This window comes from Polaribacter reichenbachii (assembly GCF_001975665.1).
Classification (GTDB): Bacteria; Bacteroidota; Bacteroidia; order Flavobacteriales; family Flavobacteriaceae; genus Polaribacter; species Polaribacter reichenbachii.
In genome coordinates this window covers 3853496-3868574 of record NZ_CP019419.1, presented here as the reverse complement: position 1 = coordinate 3868574, position 15079 = coordinate 3853496, and the positions used below count along the sequence as shown (strand labels likewise).

The window sequence follows — 15079 nt, the reverse complement described above, 5'->3', positions numbered from 1 at the left end:
AGTAGTTTATTCATTTGCTATGAAATTCAATGAAGATTCTCGAGTAAAAATTCCCTCCATTTTACATCTTATCAAATTAGGTTATACATACCTTTCTTTAAAAGAAAATAATTGGGATTTAGAAACCAATATTTTTACTTATATTTTTTATTATCAATTAAAAAAAAACAATAAAAATCTTTCTCAAAAAGAATCAGAAAAAATATTTAATAAAATTTCTCTTTCATTAGAAAATGAAGATTTAGGAAGAGTTTATTATAATAAAATGGTTGTCAATTTTAAACAAAGCCAAAAACTATCTGAATTACGAGATTGTTTATTGCCTATGTTAATGAATGGGCAGGTGCGTGTAACGCATACTGATGAAAATCAGTATCTAAATCAAAGAGCAAAAGAAAGTTTGGGTTTGGTTGTTGAAATAAATAATACTATATGAAATATATTTTTCTTGTTGACTTTGATAATTGGTTTGATAGAAAAGATTTAAATCAATACACTGATGAAGAAATTCAATATCAATTTTCTGAAATAATTAATACATGTATTGATATCAATTCATCACCAATTAATACTTATTTAGAAATTAGGTTATATGGTGGTTGGTATCAAGAAGATGTATTAACAAATAAAGCCTCAATATTGTTTAGCATTCTTTCATCTTTTAATCTCTTTCCTATAATTAATAATCAAAATATAATTATTAAAGGAAAAATAGAGGTTATTGATACATTGTTTAATGTTCCAAGTTATCAATGGAGAAATACTTTGAAGGAGAAAAATGGAATGTCATACATAAAAATTAATAACGACAAGTTAAATGATACATGTGCAAATAATAAAACCAATTGCCCTCCACATATATTAAAAAGAATAGCAAAAAAGAAAACTCATCAGTGTGCAGTAGATGGCTGTAATTCTTTAAACAATGAATTGTTTGTCAAAACAGAACAGAAAATGGTTGATACTATGATTGCATGTGACTTAATGTCTTATTCTATGGAAGACGATGTAAGTAAAATAATTATTGTTTCAGATGATGTCGATTTTTTCCCAGCACTGGCTGTGGCTTCTCAAAACAAAATAAGGTTTAATAAAAACTGTTTGTTTGAAGTTTTAATAAAAAATTCAAGACTAGAATCGAATTATAAAAATATATTATCTAATTTTTCAGTAAACACAATTTGTTATGGAAAGGCTTAAAAGAATTAAAAATGATTTACAATCATTTGCAGATACAGAAGAAGACGTAATTATTCAGCCAGATGGTCAAGTTTTGTTTACAAGACTAGGTAAAGATTATGAATTAAAAATAAATGATATCGATGAAAGTCTGTATATTAATTTTGAAGGAAGAAATATAAAATACCAAGACTTTATCTCCAAAGAAATTGCACAGCTAGATATTTTTGCTACAAGATTAATACAAAAAAGAAAAAATATTGAACCATTTATTGAAGGACCATCTAATCTAATTACGCCATGGTCAACAACTAATGGTATTGCCATTAAACAACTACAAAAGGAATGTGATGAAGCTCTTTTAAGTGGAACAAAAATTACTTTTATTACGGCTGATGCTGGTCATGGTAAAAGTGCATTGTTAAAGGAGTTCCAAATTATTCAAGCTAATAGGTTTTTAAAAGGAGAAAGTAATTATCTCTTTTGGCATGTTGATTTGCAAGGAAGAGATCTTGTTAGACTGGCTGAAGCAATAATGTATGATTTAGGAGAGTTAAGAATTAGAGGGTTGTATTACTCTTCAATATTAACTTTAATAAAGAATAGAAATATAATTTTGGCAATTGACGGTTTTGATGAATTAGCTGCTGAGATTGGAGGTGAATCAGCTTTGGGTTCTCTTTCAAGTTTAGTAAAAGAAATGGATGGGAGAGGAACATTAATTGCGGCATCTAGAAGAACTTTTTTTAATACACAAGATTACTTAAAAAGAACTGAATTTTTGAAAGGATATATTTCTCACAATTGTTTTTTTTACGAGTTAAAAGTTCTCAATTGGCGAAAGGAAAATGCAACTGAATACATTTCATATTTTTGTAATGACCAAGAAAAAATATATTCACATTTAATAGAGAACTTTAAGGATGAATCTCATCCGATTCTAGCAAGACCTTTCTTACTATCAAAAATTGTTCAGTTAATTGACTCAAGTGATGAGGAGAATTCGCTTAAAGAACTTCTTGATGAAATGAATAAAGATAAAGAAGGAGTAACAACAATAGTAGAGTCATTTATAAAAAGAGAAGTGCAAAAATGGAAAGATCGAGATAAAGTTACTGGTCAACCTTATTTAAATTTTAATCAACATCTTTCGTTTCTTGCCACCATTGCAAAAGAAATGTGGGAATCTCAAAAAGATTATATTTCCATTGATGAAATAGAACTTTACGGAACTATGCTAATAGACGATTGGGATATAGAAGAAAGTCTAAGAGCAACAATTATTAGAATGCTACATAGTCATGCGCTTTTAGTACCAATATCAATAGGGTCCGAACAATTAAGAAAATTTGATCATGAAGAGTTTAAAAACTTTTTTTTAGGCAAGTCATTAGGAAATTTGATCAAAGAACTTTCATTAAGGAAATTGAAAAAATTCTTATTTCTCGGTCAACTTCCTGATTCAGTTCCGAGATATATGTTAAATACTTTGAAAAAAAATGATATAAAAAAGTATCTAGATTTATTTCAAGAAATAATTGATAAAGAATGGAAGCCGACTCATATACAAAGTAATGTAGGTACAATAATACCTTATTTAATTGATAATAATACAACCGACGATATTTTGTCCTTTTCTGGTAAAGTAACTTATTCTAGTTTAGGTTTCGAAAATAAATTCATAAATAACGTTGTAATTAAAAATGGAAATTTCATCAATATAAGTTTAAAAAACGTAAAATTGAAAAATGTAATTTTTGATAATTGTAGTTTTAACGAAATTAAATTTGATTTAACATCTTCAAATGTTTTTGAAGAAGTAATTATTTCAAATTCAAATATAGATTCAATTCAAATTATTAATAATGATGAAATAATTGAAACTGCTTATTCTCCAATAAGAATAAAAGATCTTCTGCATAAAAGAGGCATAAGAAGTACAACTGAAAAAGAAATACTAGTAATTAAGAAACATTCTGTTTTTAAAACTTTAGTAAATAAATTCTTATCAAAATATCACAGAACAATATTACAATATGAATCTAATTGGAAAGAACACAGCATTTACGGTTCATCAACGAAAATGATTATTGAAGATGTTATTCCGTTTTTACTTGAAAATGAAATCATAAGTGAATTTGATAATAAAAACATCAAACAAAGTGGTAGCAAGGCTTATAGATTAAATTATGATTTAAAAGACTTACTTAAAGCCGATAGCGATAGTAATGAAAACAAATTAAAAGAATTTTGGGATAAAGTAAATAAAAGGTAATTTTTTTTTCAAAGAAAAAACTTGTTTAGCATTAATTTATTGAAAATGATTGTATTGTACTTCTCTAAAAAAGGTAAGAGACAATTATAAAAGAACATAATGAATAAATACGCACAAACAACGTTAAAAGCAAAACGAAATTATAAAGAAAACTATTCCATTTTAGAAAGTTATGAAAGAGCTGCAAAAGAATTTTTTACAACTAAAAGTCCTCAAGAAAAAGGCTGTCCCAAAGGTACTTTTTTAGGTTTATGTGAAACTGGTTTAGTAAGAGGTATACCTAAAGGTAATTATACAAAATCTGTGAAAAATAAAGAATATGCCCTAAAAGCGGTTGAAATATTAAAACAGCATAAACATAAAAATATTACTCCAAAAGAATTATGGTTAGCTTTAGATCTTGGAGATAAAAGATCAAATTCTCAAATGGATGTTGTTTTGGCTCTTTGGGAGAATGATTTAATTATTTAAGAAATTAATAAGTCTATTAAATCAGAACCATCTTCAATGTCAATATTTTCTAATAAAGAACTACATTGAATTTTAAATCCTCTTTTATTTAAAAGTTGCGATTTATCCTGCCAATTTTGGTGTTCTGACTTATCTGGATAAGCGATAACTTTATAACCTTTTAATGGTTGTAGCATACTTTCTTTAAAACCCGATTTACTTCCAGTTGCTAACCATAAAAAATCAGGTATAAAAATGCTCATTATTATAGCTGATTTTTCTGACTCTATAATGCAGATTGTATCACTTTTAGAAATTTTATTTATAAGGTGTAAGCCAAATAAACATTGTTGTAATACAAAGTTATTTAATTTTAATTGTTTATGAATCCAACTAACGTGATTAAAAGGTTGTTTTACACGATTACCTGTATTGCAATTGTATTGCATTATTTTACCACCTCTTATTTTGTTTTTATCATCTATTTGCCAAAATACTGTTGCACCTTTCCAATAATTTGTAATACCTAAATGATACCTTATTATTGCTTTTTGCACGCTTTTTAAATCAAAAACACTTAATAGATAGATTATAAAGTTACTTTGTTGCATTGTATCATAAAATTGTAATACAATATCTTTATTGTGATATGTTGGGTGTAATACATTTAGAGCGTTGCTATTGCTGTTTGTGATAGCATAATTATTTGATGGTTTTTTAAAATAACCACATTTGCTTTCTCGATCACATCTACCATCAATGGCATTTAAGTAGTTTTTTGATTCATTATCAATAAATTTTACAAATGTCTTTTTGTTACAATTAGGACAAATGAATTTTCTTGGAGTAGGGTCTAAGCTAAATTTGTAATGCATAGTGTTATTATTAGTACCATTCGTACTTCTTTTTGGTACGATTGGTACGATTATTTTTTAATCTGGTTTTCTAATAAATACCTTAATCCGTCTTGCATAGTAAAATCGGGTAATTTAGGTTTTGTTTTAAGTTTACTGTTTTCTGTGTTCATATCACTTTTCAGCATATTATATAGACTGTATAACTCTTTTTTAGAAAGAGCTTTAGCTATATTATATACATCTTTAGCGACCATTTTAGATACCTAGTTTTTTTCTTCTTTTTCTAATAGCACCTTCAGATAAATTAAGTCTAGTTGCTATATGTGTATTTGGTAGGTTTTCTGAAACTAGTAATCTGATTTTTTCATCTTTTTCTTCTGAATTTAAAATTGAATTTGATTGTAAATGATTTTTTTCAGTATCGAAATCTTCAAAATGAAATTCCAAAAAGTTTGATTTTTTATCTAGGCTACATAGAATAACATTTTCTGTGTGATATAAATGTTCTGTATTACGTTGCTTAAGCTGTTTTATATATCTTAGCGATGGCTCTTGGTTAGATCCACCAATAGCAAAACAACTATCACAAAAGTTCATTAGCATTTTGCTTCCTGCCAAATCATTTTTTGTTATTGGTTTAGACTCATCTCTCTTTGGGGTGTGAGATAAAACAAGAATAGAAATTTGAAATTCTTTAGAAAGTTTTTTTAAAGCTTTCATTAAGAATAAAGCTTCTTTTGCTTTTTCGTGTTCTTGGCTTAAGTAAGTAAGATTATCAACAATTAAAACAGATGGTTTTACTGTATTAATAATCACTGTTAAATTATCACATAAATATTCCTCAACAGAATTAAAAGTCTTAGGAATTTCTATATCAGCTTTAAATTCTGCACGCAGAAAATTACTGTTAAATTGGTAATGATTTTGATATTTTTCAGAACAACGATTTTCGAATTGTTTATCAGACAATTCAAAATCTAAATACAACACTTTTTTTGAACCTCCTTCTAATTTAAAACCAGAAATAGGTATTCCTTTACTTATGCTATTCGCAATTTGAACCGCTAAAACAGATTTCCCCAAGTTAGTATCGGAAAATAAAATACAAACTTCATTCTCATACCAAAATTCACTGAATAGCATATTTGGTATAGGTCTGTTTTTGGCTTGTTCAATCCAAATATTTGCTTCTTTTATGATTAAGCAACCTACTTCAAAATTATTAGAGTTAAATTTTTGTTTATGGATATCAATATCCTTTTTAATCAAATCGATTTTTTCTGAAAACATAGTTAATCGATTTTTTTGTATTGATGATGATCACTTGGTATCTCTAAAAAAACTTCGATGGGTTCTATATTATCTAAATAAACAGGACTTTCATCTTCGTAGTAATCTTCAATAAAGTCATTAATTATTTCTCTTACTAAATGAGAAACTTTAATTTCTTTTTCTTCTGCAATAAATTGTAATTCTAACTTGTTTTCTTCTGAAATTCTAAAATTGATTGTTTTTTCCATTTTACTTTTTTTAAAACATTATTTGATAAATAAATGCTTGCTAAAAAGTAAGGTGATTTTACATCAAAAGATAACTACCTAATTAACAAGATTTAACTAGGTGCAATATTGTAATACATAGTTTAAAATAAAATGGAATAAAAATGGAAAATTTGTGGGAAAAGTGTGGGAAATGTAAATCTTTATGGAAATGGCAAAAAAAAGTTTCTAATTTCTAAAATTTGCCCATTCTTTTTTTATTGATTCTATTTGTTTATAATGTTTATCACCTTCTGATCCATTCAACTTTATTTCACTGAAATTAAAACCAAAAAAGTTATTTATAATTATTCCAAAATCTTTTCCAGAAGGCATTTGTAATTTTAATTGATTGGAGAATAAGTCGAAAAGAACCACAATAAAAGATCTAGTAACTTTCGTTTTAGAGTTAATTTGATTTTCTATAAATTCTATCTGGTTTAATGAATCAAAATTTTCAGCAAATTCCTTATAAATATTTTGAGCAACTGTTTTGTGAGTAAAGAGATTATCTTGTTCTAATTGATACTTTTTGTTTAATTCAATTAAAATTTTTAAATTATTTTCAAATTGAAAAATTTCATTAATCATCGAATTAGTCTCGAATAACTTTCTGTTGTAAAACAAATCATCACCTGCTAAATATGGAATTATCAATTCAGATTTATTTTCAAGGTTTAAAAGCAAATACTGTTTATGACTATCTAAAGTTTCAAATTTCGTAGCAGGCAATACATTTCTATTAGTATCAAATTTAAGTTTATAAATAGGATTAATTGGGATTTGGTTATAGTATGTATTGAAATATTTTACTGCAATTTTTTTACTATCAGTATATTCTAATCCAAAGGTATCTTGATTGAGTTCTAAACTAAATGAAATATGTTTTCCTAACCCTGCTTGATAATGAGTTAAAAGAAAATTGTAAAATTCGTTAACTAATTCTTTTGAATACTGAATAATTCCCTCTTCTTCAATTAACCTACCATTTGCTTTATATTCACCTAAATTGTTGGTTTCATTAAATTTTCCAGAAAAGCTTTTTACAATCAACTTTTCACAAATATCATTTTCAATTAGATATTCTAATATGGTATCTAAATTATTTTTTTCGTACAATGTATATGGTAAAATATTATAGTATTTATTCTCTTTCATTATTTAAGTAATTTTGAATAATCTTCAGGTAATACAGCATCAATATCTCTAAGATATAATTCTAAAGCATCCATTGTTGCATGGCCAGTGATTAATTTTAATTTACTCTTAACCTCAAAAGGTGTTCCAGTTTTAGCCATTTCCTTGTATAACTTAGTGATAAAAGTATGCCTGAAACTATATAAGCCATACTCTTTACCTAGTTTAAAGTGGTCTTTTACTTTTTTAAACTGTTTTGTAAAATAATCTCGTTTATTATTCTCTTTAGTGTCCCATACACCACCAATTTTGTTTGGTGTAAATAAATAATCATTTTTATTCATTTCAGTTAAATCAGGGAGTTGTTCAATTAAAATATTGGGTATGATTTTAATTTTTACAGCTTTGTTTTTAGCTTTAACTGAAATTTTTCTATCAATTAAATCAATGTCACCTACTTTTAACCTGCAAACTTCAACAGGTCTTAAATAATTATAGGAAACAAACTGTACGAATAAATGCAAAATGGGGTCATTTTCTTTTAGATACTTGAAAATATCTTTTTGTTCAGTAGAAGTATAAGTTTTATTGCGTTCAGGTTTTGATTTTAAAACATTAATTTTTTTAATGAAATTATCTTGTATTATTTCGTTGTCAGCTAATGTTTGAAAAAGTGAACTTAAATCAGTTCTTGTATTATTTCTATTTCTTGCACTAGACTTTTGTAATACAACATTTAAATATTGTATTACAAGCTTTTTGTCAACTGTAGATATATCAATACTAAGTTCAATATTTTGTTTTACTAACCACGTTTTAAAACGATGTATTCTACTGTTAAAATTTTTGTAAGATGTTTCGCTTAAGACTTTTGATTTTATACTTAAAGCAAAAGTAAAAGCATCTTGAATTGAATAGTTGATAATGTTATTTTCTGAAACTTCTTTGTTAGATGTGCAGTTAGTAGGGATATTTTTCGATTTTACTTTTTTATTATCTATATCATCAATTAAAAGTTCTTCAATAAAATTGGCTAAGTTAGTATTGTCTTGATAAGGATTAAACCCTTTAGCAAGAATGTATTCTAAACTTTTTTTAAGCTGTTTTAAGATGTGAAATCTACTTTTTTTGTCTTTATAAAGATTTACACCAGCTTTTATATTTGTTTGTCTTTTTAGTTTTCCAGTTTTTGGATTTCTAAAGGAATAATATATATACCAACTTTTAGATAAAGCTTCTTTTTTTTCTTTAGAAGATAGTTTAGACCAAGAGTTTATATCAACTCCGCCAGTAAAGATTTTTGGCTCAGAATAATTCAGTTTCATAGGTAAATCGTGTACTGTATCGTGTACTCTTCGTAAAAGTAAGAAAATATTGGGCATAAAAAAACGAATTGTGAGACACAATTCGTTGATTTAATTACCATAAAGCTTGTAGCGAAAACGGGATTTGAACCCGTGACCTCAGGGTTATGAATCCTGCGCTCTAACCAACTGAGCTACCTCGCCATTAATATTTGAGGGTGCAAATATAATAGATTTTTACATTCTGGCAAGTTGTGGTTAAAATTTTTTTTAAATAGAATTAATACCTATATTGTCAACTAAAGTTATACTAAATGGATAAAGTGAAATTCGAATTGGAAATACCAATTCATGCTTCCCCTAATATGTTGTATCAATATTTATCTTCACCTTCTAATTTACAAGAATGGTTCGCTGATAGTGTAAATTCTAGAGGTAAAATTTTTACTTTTAGTTGGGATGGTACAGAAGAGGTTGCAGAACTAGTAACAAAAAAAACGGAAGAAAGAATTCGTTTTAAATGGTTAGAAAGCGAAGATGATGAGAGTTATTTCGAAATTAAAATTCAAGTAGATGCTTTAACTAAAGATGTTTCTTTAATTATTACTGATTTCGCAGATGATGAAGATGAGGTAGAAGAATCTAAACAACTTTGGGAAAATCAGATAGATGAATTAAAACATACCATTGGAGCTTAATACTAAAATTAATATAAAGAAAACTCAACTTTTGGTTGAGTTTTTTTATGCTCTAAATCTAACAAAAAACACTAATTTTGCATTCACAAAAAAAAGCATAGATGATTAATTTTAATGGGGAATTACTTTTTAATGAAAATGTAAAACTATCTCCAGAAAATAGAGGTTTTAAATATGGTGATGCAATTTTTGAAACCATAAAAGTAAATAATAATAAAATAGTTTTTTGGGAAGATCATTACTTTAGATTAATGGCCTCTATGCGCATGTTGCGTATGAAAATACCTATGCAGTTTACTTTAGAGTTTTTACAAGAAGAAATTTTAAAGACAGTGGCTGTACAAGATCAAGCTACAAGTTTTCGAGTTCGTTTAAGCGTTTTTAGAAAAGATGGGGGTTTATATACACCAAAAACTAACCAAATTGATTATTTAATCGATGTAAAAGAAAATAAATATCAAACTAAAGATATTTATAAAGTTGATGTGTTTAAAGATTTCTATAATTATTCTGGTTTGTTATCAACCATTAAAACGAATAATAGAATGGTAAATACTTTGGCTAGTATTTATGCTGATGAAAATGATTTAGATAATTGTGTATTAATTAATGAAAAGAAAGGGGTAGTAGAGGTAACCAATGCCAATATATTTATTTTAAAAGGTAATGTTATTAAGACTCCAGCTTTATCAGAAGGATGTATAAAAGGAATCCTTAGAATGAAAGTTATAGACACAATTGCCAAAAATAAAGAATATTCTTTAGAAGAAACGAGTATTTCTCCTTTCGAAATTCAAAAAGCAGATGAGGTTTTTATTACAAATGCAATTATTGGTATTCAGCCAGTAACCAATTATAAAAAGAAGAAATTTAATGTAGATTTTGCCAATAAAATAAGTAAAAGCTTAAAAGTATTAGAGGTAACTTCTTAATTAATTTAGCTGAATATCACTCGGGGCATTTGCCCAAAGTTTGTAATCACCACCTTTTTGTAGAATTTTATTTCTCCAAAGAGAATCATCATTTTCAGAAAAAATATTTTCGATATCATTTTCAGATATAAACCAAGAGTTTATGTTTATTTCATCGGTGAGTTGATGTTTACCCCAACCAGAATACCCTAAAAAGAATCGAATATCAGATTTTTCTAGTAAATTTTCGTTTAATAACAGTTTTAAAGAATCAAAATTACCGCCCCAAAAAATGCCTTTGGCAACTTCTATGCTCTCTGGTATTAGTTCTGGTACTTTATGTACAAAGTATAAATTATCTTGTTCTACAGGGCCTCCTTGATAAATTGTGAAATCAGAGTCGATTTCAGGAATTAAATCTTGTAGTGTGTAATCTAAAGGTCTATTTAAGATAAAACCCACAGAATTAAAATCTGTATGCTCAGTAATTAAAACAATTGCTCTATTAAAAGAACTATCGTTTAAAATAGAAGGTTCAGCAATTAATAATCTTCCTTTAAGCGGTTTTAAATAGGCCATAAGTAAATATAGGCAAAATATAGGAATAAAAAAAACTCTCTTAAAAAGAGAGTTTTAATATAATTTATGCTGTATTTCTTAGTTTACAGCGTCGCTTAATCCAGCTCCAGCTTTAAACTTAGCTACATTTTTAGCTGCGATTTCGATAGTTTTACCAGTCTGTGGGTTTCTACCTGATCTTGCAGCTCTGTGAGAAACAGAAAAAGTTCCAAAACCAACTAATGCAACTTTACCACCACCTTTTAAAGCAGAAGTTACATTATCTGTAAAAGATTCTAAAGCTGCTTTTGCTGCTACTTTAGAGATTCCTGCGTCTGCAGCCATTGCGTCGATTAAATCTGACTTGTTCATAATAAATAGATTTTTTAAATTAATTGTATATTTTATTGCTTAAAAGCTCAACAAATATAGACGGATTAAGGGTTTACGCAAATTTGTGCCTGTAAAATTTACTGTTTTGTTGATAAATACCCCCAAATTGTTAATAAGGAGAGTTGAAAAATTGAAAAATCGCTAAAATGCTTGTCAGTAAAGGACTTAGAGCATTTTTGCATTTTTAGAAAAACTGAAGCCATTTAATAGGCTAGTGGCATCCATTTTTTTCTTTCCTGCAAGTTTAATTTCCTTAATATTAATAAATCCGTTTTTTACAGCTACTTTAATTTCTTTTTTAGAAAAAATAAGCTTTCCTAATTCATAATTATGTATTTCTTCTATCTTTTCAATATTATAAATTTTAGCAGAAATCTCTTCGTCATCATTTTTAATTAAAGTCCAAGCTGTTGGGTAAGGATTTAAGCCTCTAATTTTGTTATAAATATTATCTAAATTATCAGACCAATCAATTTTTGTATTTTCAGAATTTAGTTTCGGAGCCGATTTTTCTTCTAATTCAGGTTGTTTTTTTGTTTCAATATTACCAGCTTCAATCAAATCTACAGTTTTAGCAACTAGACCAGCGCCTAAAAACATTAATTTATCGTGTAATGAGCCTACAGTTTCTGTGTTGGTAATCTCAATTTCTTCTTGTAAGATGATTTCTCCTGTATCAATTTTATCATCAATAAAAAAAGTAGTTACACCTGTTTTTGTTTCTCCATTAATAATTGCCCAATGAATTGGTGCAGCACCTCTATACTCTGGTAATAAAGAAGCGTGTAAATTAAAAGTACCCATTTTTGGCATTTGCCAAACTGCTTTAGGTAACATTCTAAATGCAACTACAATTTGCAAATCTGCGTTTAAACTTTTTAACTCTTTATGAAAGTCTTCGTTTTTTAAATTTTTAGGTTGTAGTATTTTTAAGTCTTGAGATAATGCATATTTTTTTACTGCAGATTCGTTTAATTTTCTTCCTCTTCCAGCAGGTTTATCTGTTGCAGTAATTACACCAACAACATTATAATTATTATCTACTAAATGCTTTAAAATAGTAACTGCAAAATCTGGAGTTCCCATAAAAACGATACGTAAATCTTTCATAAATTTTATTTTAAAAGGTATTTATTTTGATGATTTATCTGCACTTTATTTTCAGATAATAACATTCGCAAATGTATTAAAATGTCTTTTTCATTTGCTTGTAAATTCTGATTTATTTCTTGAGATGTTAAGCTCGATTTTTTTGCTAAAAGCGATAAAATATCTGAAGAAATATCTTGATTTTTTGTCTTTTTTTCTGATAAACAAACATCGCAAATTCCACATTTTTTGGTTGATTTTTCATCAAAATAATCTAAAATTTGAATGCTTCTACAAGTGTTTTTGTTCTGAATATAGTTTAAAAAATCATCAGATTTTTTTTGCTTTTGTTTTAAGAATTGAACAATTTCTTTAGAGAATATATTAATGGTTCTGTCATCTTCTCTAGGTACTAAAAAACGAATTTCTGCATCTGTTTTTGTACGCTTATAAGTTAAGATGTTGTCTTGGTGTAAACGTTCTAAATGCTTAATTACTTGTCTAGAAGTGCTATTTGTTTTCTTAGCTAATAGAAATTCATCTACTTTAACCTCTTGTTGAAATAAAGCTGTATAAGTCCTTAGAAATGTGTCTATAAATCGTTTAGTATAGATATTGTTTATAGCGTAAGAAATCACTTTTTTACTACTAGCATTAAAAATTACAGTAGATTTTTGATTGAACGTATTTGAGATTTCTAAGATACCATTATTTGATAATATTTTTAAAACTGAAGTAACTTTTTTTTGAGAAAATTTATAAGTTTTACAGAACTCCGAAATCTGAAATTGAAATATTTCTTCTAAAATCTCTCCTTTTGCAATTCTAAAATATTGATATAATTTTCGGTGAATTTCTTTTACTTCTGATAAAGATGGCAGTTCTTTTTTAAGTTGATTTTTATGAATTAAAATATCATTATTATTTTTTAATAAAACTGCAAAAGATTTTTTTTCGTTTCTACCTGCTCTTCCAGATTCTTGAATGTAATTTTCTAAAGAAAAAGGCAAATCAAAATGCACAACAATGCCAACATTTGGTTTGTCAATTCCCATTCCGAATGCGTTGGTTGCCACAATTATTTTTGTCTTTTCAGACATCCAGTTTTCATAAGCAATTTGTTTTTCTGCTAAAGGTAATCCTCCGTGATAAAAACTACTTTTAAAATTATTCGCATTTAAAAAGTTGGCAATATCTTTTGTTTTTTTTCTTGAATTTACATAAACAATTGCAGGTGATTTTGTCTTGGTAAAAATCTGAATTAACCTCAATAATTTATCTTCAACATCAAATATTTGATAGGCTAAATTTTCTCTGAAAAAAGATTTTTTAAAAAGTTGAGGTTGCTTTAATTCAAGATTTTTTGAAATATCTTCTAGCACTTTTTTATTGGCAGTTGCTGTAAGTGCAATAAAGTTTACATCGGGTTTTAATCCTTTTAGAATTTTAATATTTCTGTAAGTGGGTCTAAAATCTTGTCCCCATTCAGAAATACAATGCGCTTCATCAATAGCAACAAAACTAATTTTGAGTTCTTTAATTTTCTGCTGAATTAAAGAGGTTTGTAATCTTTCTGGAGAAATGTATAAGAATTTATAATTACCGAATTTAATATTATCAAAAAGAGTAATTATTTCATCTTGTGATACTCCAGATTTTATAGTCGTAGCTTTTATGCCTCTTTTCTTTAAGTTTTCTACTTGGTCTTGCATCAAAGCAATTAAAGGTGAAATTACTATGCATACACCTTCGTTTATTAATGCAGGCACTTGAAAACAGATCGATTTTCCGCCACCAGTTGGTAATAGTGCAATTGTATCCTTTTTTGCTAGAACAGCATTTATTATGTCTTCTTGAGGTTTTCTAAATGTAGAATAACCCCAGTATTGTTTTAGTATGTTTTTTGCGTCAATCATAAATCGCAAGAAAGCGAATTTATAATGTAATTGGCTCTTTCATCTACAGAACCAAAAGGAATCGTTATAATTTTATAGCCCAATTCTGAGTAAGCTTTTATTAAAAAATTATCTATAGCAATAGATTCTTCAAAAGACTCGTAACGTTCGTTGTCTGTGGTATGTATTTCTTCCCAAGGAGAAAAATGAAATACAATATCATACTTATAATCTTTACTTTTTTCTATAAAAACTGGCGGATATTCTGTTTTAAAATAGTTGAGGTATGCGTAAACATCTGGTATTCCTCTATCAAAAAAAACAATATCATTTTTTGTTTTTTCAGCATTTAGGTATTGTTCTTCTCTGCCTTCTAAAAGCATTTTACTAAAAAGTAGTGGTTCTGTTAAAAATAATTGTTCTATTCCTTTTTCTTGTGCTTTTAAGGTAACAGCTCTAGAAACTTCATCAAAACAAAAAAAGTTTTTTTCTTTTAATGCGTTTAATACTGTTGTTTTTCCTGTTCCTGGTCCACCGATTAAAACAATTTTTTGCTGATTATTTTGCAAGTATTTTCGTTTAAAAATTATTAAATATTAAAGAATGTTTTTAGCTATCAACTAAAAGATTCTAAGTTATATGTTACGCTTATTTATGTGTGTTTCTAAAAATACAGTTTTATTTTACTACATTAAAATCAAAAAAACTTTATTTTTGAGGTTCACTTTTTAGCGAAATCCACAAAAATAAATCATTCGCTTTATAAAACTAAATTTTAATGTAATTTTGTGGCTT

The 15079-nt window shown here is 27.2% G+C and carries 17 protein-coding genes and 1 tRNA gene; 6 read left to right on the top strand and 12 right to left on the bottom strand.

Annotated features, from left to right (window positions below):
- Nucleotides 1–19: 19 nt before the first annotated feature.
- From BW723_RS16530 to BW723_RS16515, 4 genes are all read left to right on the top strand, one after another.
- Nucleotides 20–436: a restriction endonuclease subunit S domain-containing protein gene (locus tag BW723_RS16530; protein WP_068364040.1), complete on the top strand. Its 417-nt coding sequence runs from the start codon at nt 20–22 to the stop codon at nt 434–436.
- The gene (locus BW723_RS16525) at nt 433–1200 is read left to right on the top strand and encodes an NYN domain-containing protein (RefSeq protein ID WP_068364043.1); all 768 of its coding nucleotides are present in this window, start codon (nt 433–435) and stop codon (nt 1198–1200) included. Before BW723_RS16530 ends, BW723_RS16525 begins: the two co-directional genes overlap by 4 nt.
- Nucleotides 1187–3454, top strand: a complete 2268-nt coding sequence (locus BW723_RS16520) for an NACHT domain-containing protein (RefSeq protein ID WP_068364046.1) — start codon at nt 1187–1189, stop codon at nt 3452–3454. The genes BW723_RS16525 and BW723_RS16520 overlap by 14 nt, the downstream gene beginning before the upstream one ends.
- Before the next feature lie 99 nt (nt 3455–3553).
- The gene (locus tag BW723_RS16515; RefSeq protein ID WP_068364048.1) at nt 3554–3925 is read left to right on the top strand and encodes a DUF6979 family protein; all 372 of its coding nucleotides are present in this window, start codon (nt 3554–3556) and stop codon (nt 3923–3925) included.
- On the opposite strand, the gene BW723_RS16510 is transcribed toward BW723_RS16515, so the two are convergent.
- From BW723_RS16510 to BW723_RS16480, 7 genes are all read right to left on the bottom strand, one after another.
- Nucleotides 3922–4779 carry a DUF6371 domain-containing protein gene (locus BW723_RS16510; RefSeq protein ID WP_068364049.1) on the bottom strand — a complete coding sequence of 286 codons (858 nt, stop codon included), beginning with the start codon at nt 4777–4779 and terminating at the stop codon, nt 3922–3924. The genes BW723_RS16515 and BW723_RS16510 overlap by 4 nt on opposite strands.
- A 50-nt stretch (nt 4780–4829) precedes the next feature.
- The gene (locus BW723_RS16505; protein ID WP_068364056.1) at nt 4830–5015 is read right to left on the bottom strand and encodes a hypothetical protein; all 186 of its coding nucleotides are present in this window, start codon (nt 5013–5015) and stop codon (nt 4830–4832) included.
- A 1-nt stretch (nt 5016) separates the two neighbouring features.
- Nucleotides 5017–6051, bottom strand: a complete 1035-nt coding sequence (locus BW723_RS16500) for an AAA family ATPase (RefSeq protein ID WP_068364058.1) — start codon at nt 6049–6051, stop codon at nt 5017–5019.
- Nucleotides 6052–6053: 2 nt separating this feature from the next.
- Nucleotides 6054–6281: a hypothetical protein gene (locus BW723_RS16495; RefSeq protein WP_068364060.1), complete on the bottom strand. Its 228-nt coding sequence runs from the start codon at nt 6279–6281 to the stop codon at nt 6054–6056.
- 207 nt (nt 6282–6488) lie between these two features.
- Entirely contained in the window at nt 6489–7457 is a 969-nt protein-coding gene (locus tag BW723_RS16490; protein ID WP_068364063.1) for a hypothetical protein, read from the bottom strand.
- Nucleotides 7457–8818, bottom strand: coding sequence for a tyrosine-type recombinase/integrase (locus BW723_RS16485; RefSeq protein ID WP_068364069.1), 1362 nt, complete (start codon nt 8816–8818; stop codon nt 7457–7459). Before BW723_RS16485 ends, BW723_RS16490 begins: the two co-directional genes overlap by 1 nt.
- 52 nt (nt 8819–8870) lie before the next feature.
- Nucleotides 8871–8944, bottom strand: a tRNA-Met gene (locus BW723_RS16480).
- 110 nt (nt 8945–9054) lie between these two features.
- On the opposite strand from BW723_RS16480, the gene BW723_RS16475 reads away from it, so the two are divergent.
- The gene (locus BW723_RS16475; protein WP_068364070.1) at nt 9055–9438 is read left to right on the top strand and encodes an START-like domain-containing protein; all 384 of its coding nucleotides are present in this window, start codon (nt 9055–9057) and stop codon (nt 9436–9438) included.
- A 101-nt stretch (nt 9439–9539) separates the two neighbouring features.
- Nucleotides 9540–10370 (top strand): aminotransferase class IV, encoded by an 831-nt coding sequence (locus BW723_RS16470; protein ID WP_068364071.1) that lies wholly within the window; start codon nt 9540–9542, stop codon nt 10368–10370.
- On the opposite strand, the gene BW723_RS16465 is transcribed toward BW723_RS16470, so the two are convergent.
- The 5 genes from BW723_RS16465 to BW723_RS16445 form a co-directional block, all read right to left on the bottom strand.
- Complete coding sequence (locus tag BW723_RS16465; protein ID WP_068364073.1) at nt 10371–10928, bottom strand: YqgE/AlgH family protein; 558 nt, start codon at nt 10926–10928, stop codon at nt 10371–10373.
- A 78-nt stretch (nt 10929–11006) separates the two neighbouring features.
- Nucleotides 11007–11279, bottom strand: a complete 273-nt coding sequence (locus BW723_RS16460; protein ID WP_068364075.1) for an HU family DNA-binding protein — start codon at nt 11277–11279, stop codon at nt 11007–11009.
- Between the two features lie 186 nt (nt 11280–11465).
- Nucleotides 11466–12410, bottom strand: coding sequence for a methionyl-tRNA formyltransferase (fmt, locus tag BW723_RS16455; RefSeq protein ID WP_175335426.1), 945 nt, complete (start codon nt 12408–12410; stop codon nt 11466–11468).
- 5 nt (nt 12411–12415) lie between these two features.
- Complete coding sequence (locus tag BW723_RS16450) at nt 12416–14305, bottom strand: RecQ family ATP-dependent DNA helicase (RefSeq protein ID WP_068364077.1); 1890 nt, start codon at nt 14303–14305, stop codon at nt 12416–12418.
- Nucleotides 14302–14853 carry an AAA family ATPase gene (locus BW723_RS16445; RefSeq protein ID WP_068364079.1) on the bottom strand — a complete coding sequence of 184 codons (552 nt, stop codon included), beginning with the start codon at nt 14851–14853 and terminating at the stop codon, nt 14302–14304. The genes BW723_RS16450 and BW723_RS16445 overlap by 4 nt, the downstream gene beginning before the upstream one ends.
- Nucleotides 14854–15079 lie beyond the last annotated feature (226 nt).

Coding starts and splice junctions, on each gene's coding strand:
- BW723_RS16505 (WP_068364056.1), bottom strand. CDS start 5,015: ATGGTCGCTAAAGATGTATATAATATAGCTAAAGCTCTTTCTAAAAAA.
- BW723_RS16495 (WP_068364060.1), bottom strand. CDS start 6,281: ATGGAAAAAACAATCAATTTTAGAATTTCAGAAGAAAACAAGTTAGAA.
- BW723_RS16485 (WP_068364069.1), bottom strand. CDS start 8,818: ATGCCCAATATTTTCTTACTTTTACGAAGAGTACACGATACAGTACAC.
- BW723_RS16490 (WP_068364063.1), bottom strand. CDS start 7,457: ATGAAAGAGAATAAATACTATAATATTTTACCATATACATTGTACGAA.
- BW723_RS16465 (WP_068364073.1), bottom strand. CDS start 10,928: ATGGCCTATTTAAAACCGCTTAAAGGAAGATTATTAATTGCTGAACCT.
- BW723_RS16460 (WP_068364075.1), bottom strand. CDS start 11,279: ATGAACAAGTCAGATTTAATCGACGCAATGGCTGCAGACGCAGGAATC.
- BW723_RS16470 (WP_068364071.1), top strand. CDS start 9,540: ATGATTAATTTTAATGGGGAATTACTTTTTAATGAAAATGTAAAACTA.
- BW723_RS16450 (WP_068364077.1), bottom strand. CDS start 14,305: ATGATTGACGCAAAAAACATACTAAAACAATACTGGGGTTATTCTACA.
- BW723_RS16525 (WP_068364043.1), top strand. CDS start 433: ATGAAATATATTTTTCTTGTTGACTTTGATAATTGGTTTGATAGAAAA.
- fmt (WP_175335426.1), bottom strand. CDS start 12,410: ATGAAAGATTTACGTATCGTTTTTATGGGAACTCCAGATTTTGCAGTT.
- BW723_RS16475 (WP_068364070.1), top strand. CDS start 9,055: ATGGATAAAGTGAAATTCGAATTGGAAATACCAATTCATGCTTCCCCT.
- BW723_RS16520 (WP_068364046.1), top strand. CDS start 1,187: ATGGAAAGGCTTAAAAGAATTAAAAATGATTTACAATCATTTGCAGAT.
- BW723_RS16510 (WP_068364049.1), bottom strand. CDS start 4,779: ATGCATTACAAATTTAGCTTAGACCCTACTCCAAGAAAATTCATTTGT.
- BW723_RS16500 (WP_068364058.1), bottom strand. CDS start 6,051: ATGTTTTCAGAAAAAATCGATTTGATTAAAAAGGATATTGATATCCAT.
- BW723_RS16530 (WP_068364040.1), top strand. CDS start 20: ATGAAATTCAATGAAGATTCTCGAGTAAAAATTCCCTCCATTTTACAT.
- BW723_RS16515 (WP_068364048.1), top strand. CDS start 3,554: ATGAATAAATACGCACAAACAACGTTAAAAGCAAAACGAAATTATAAA.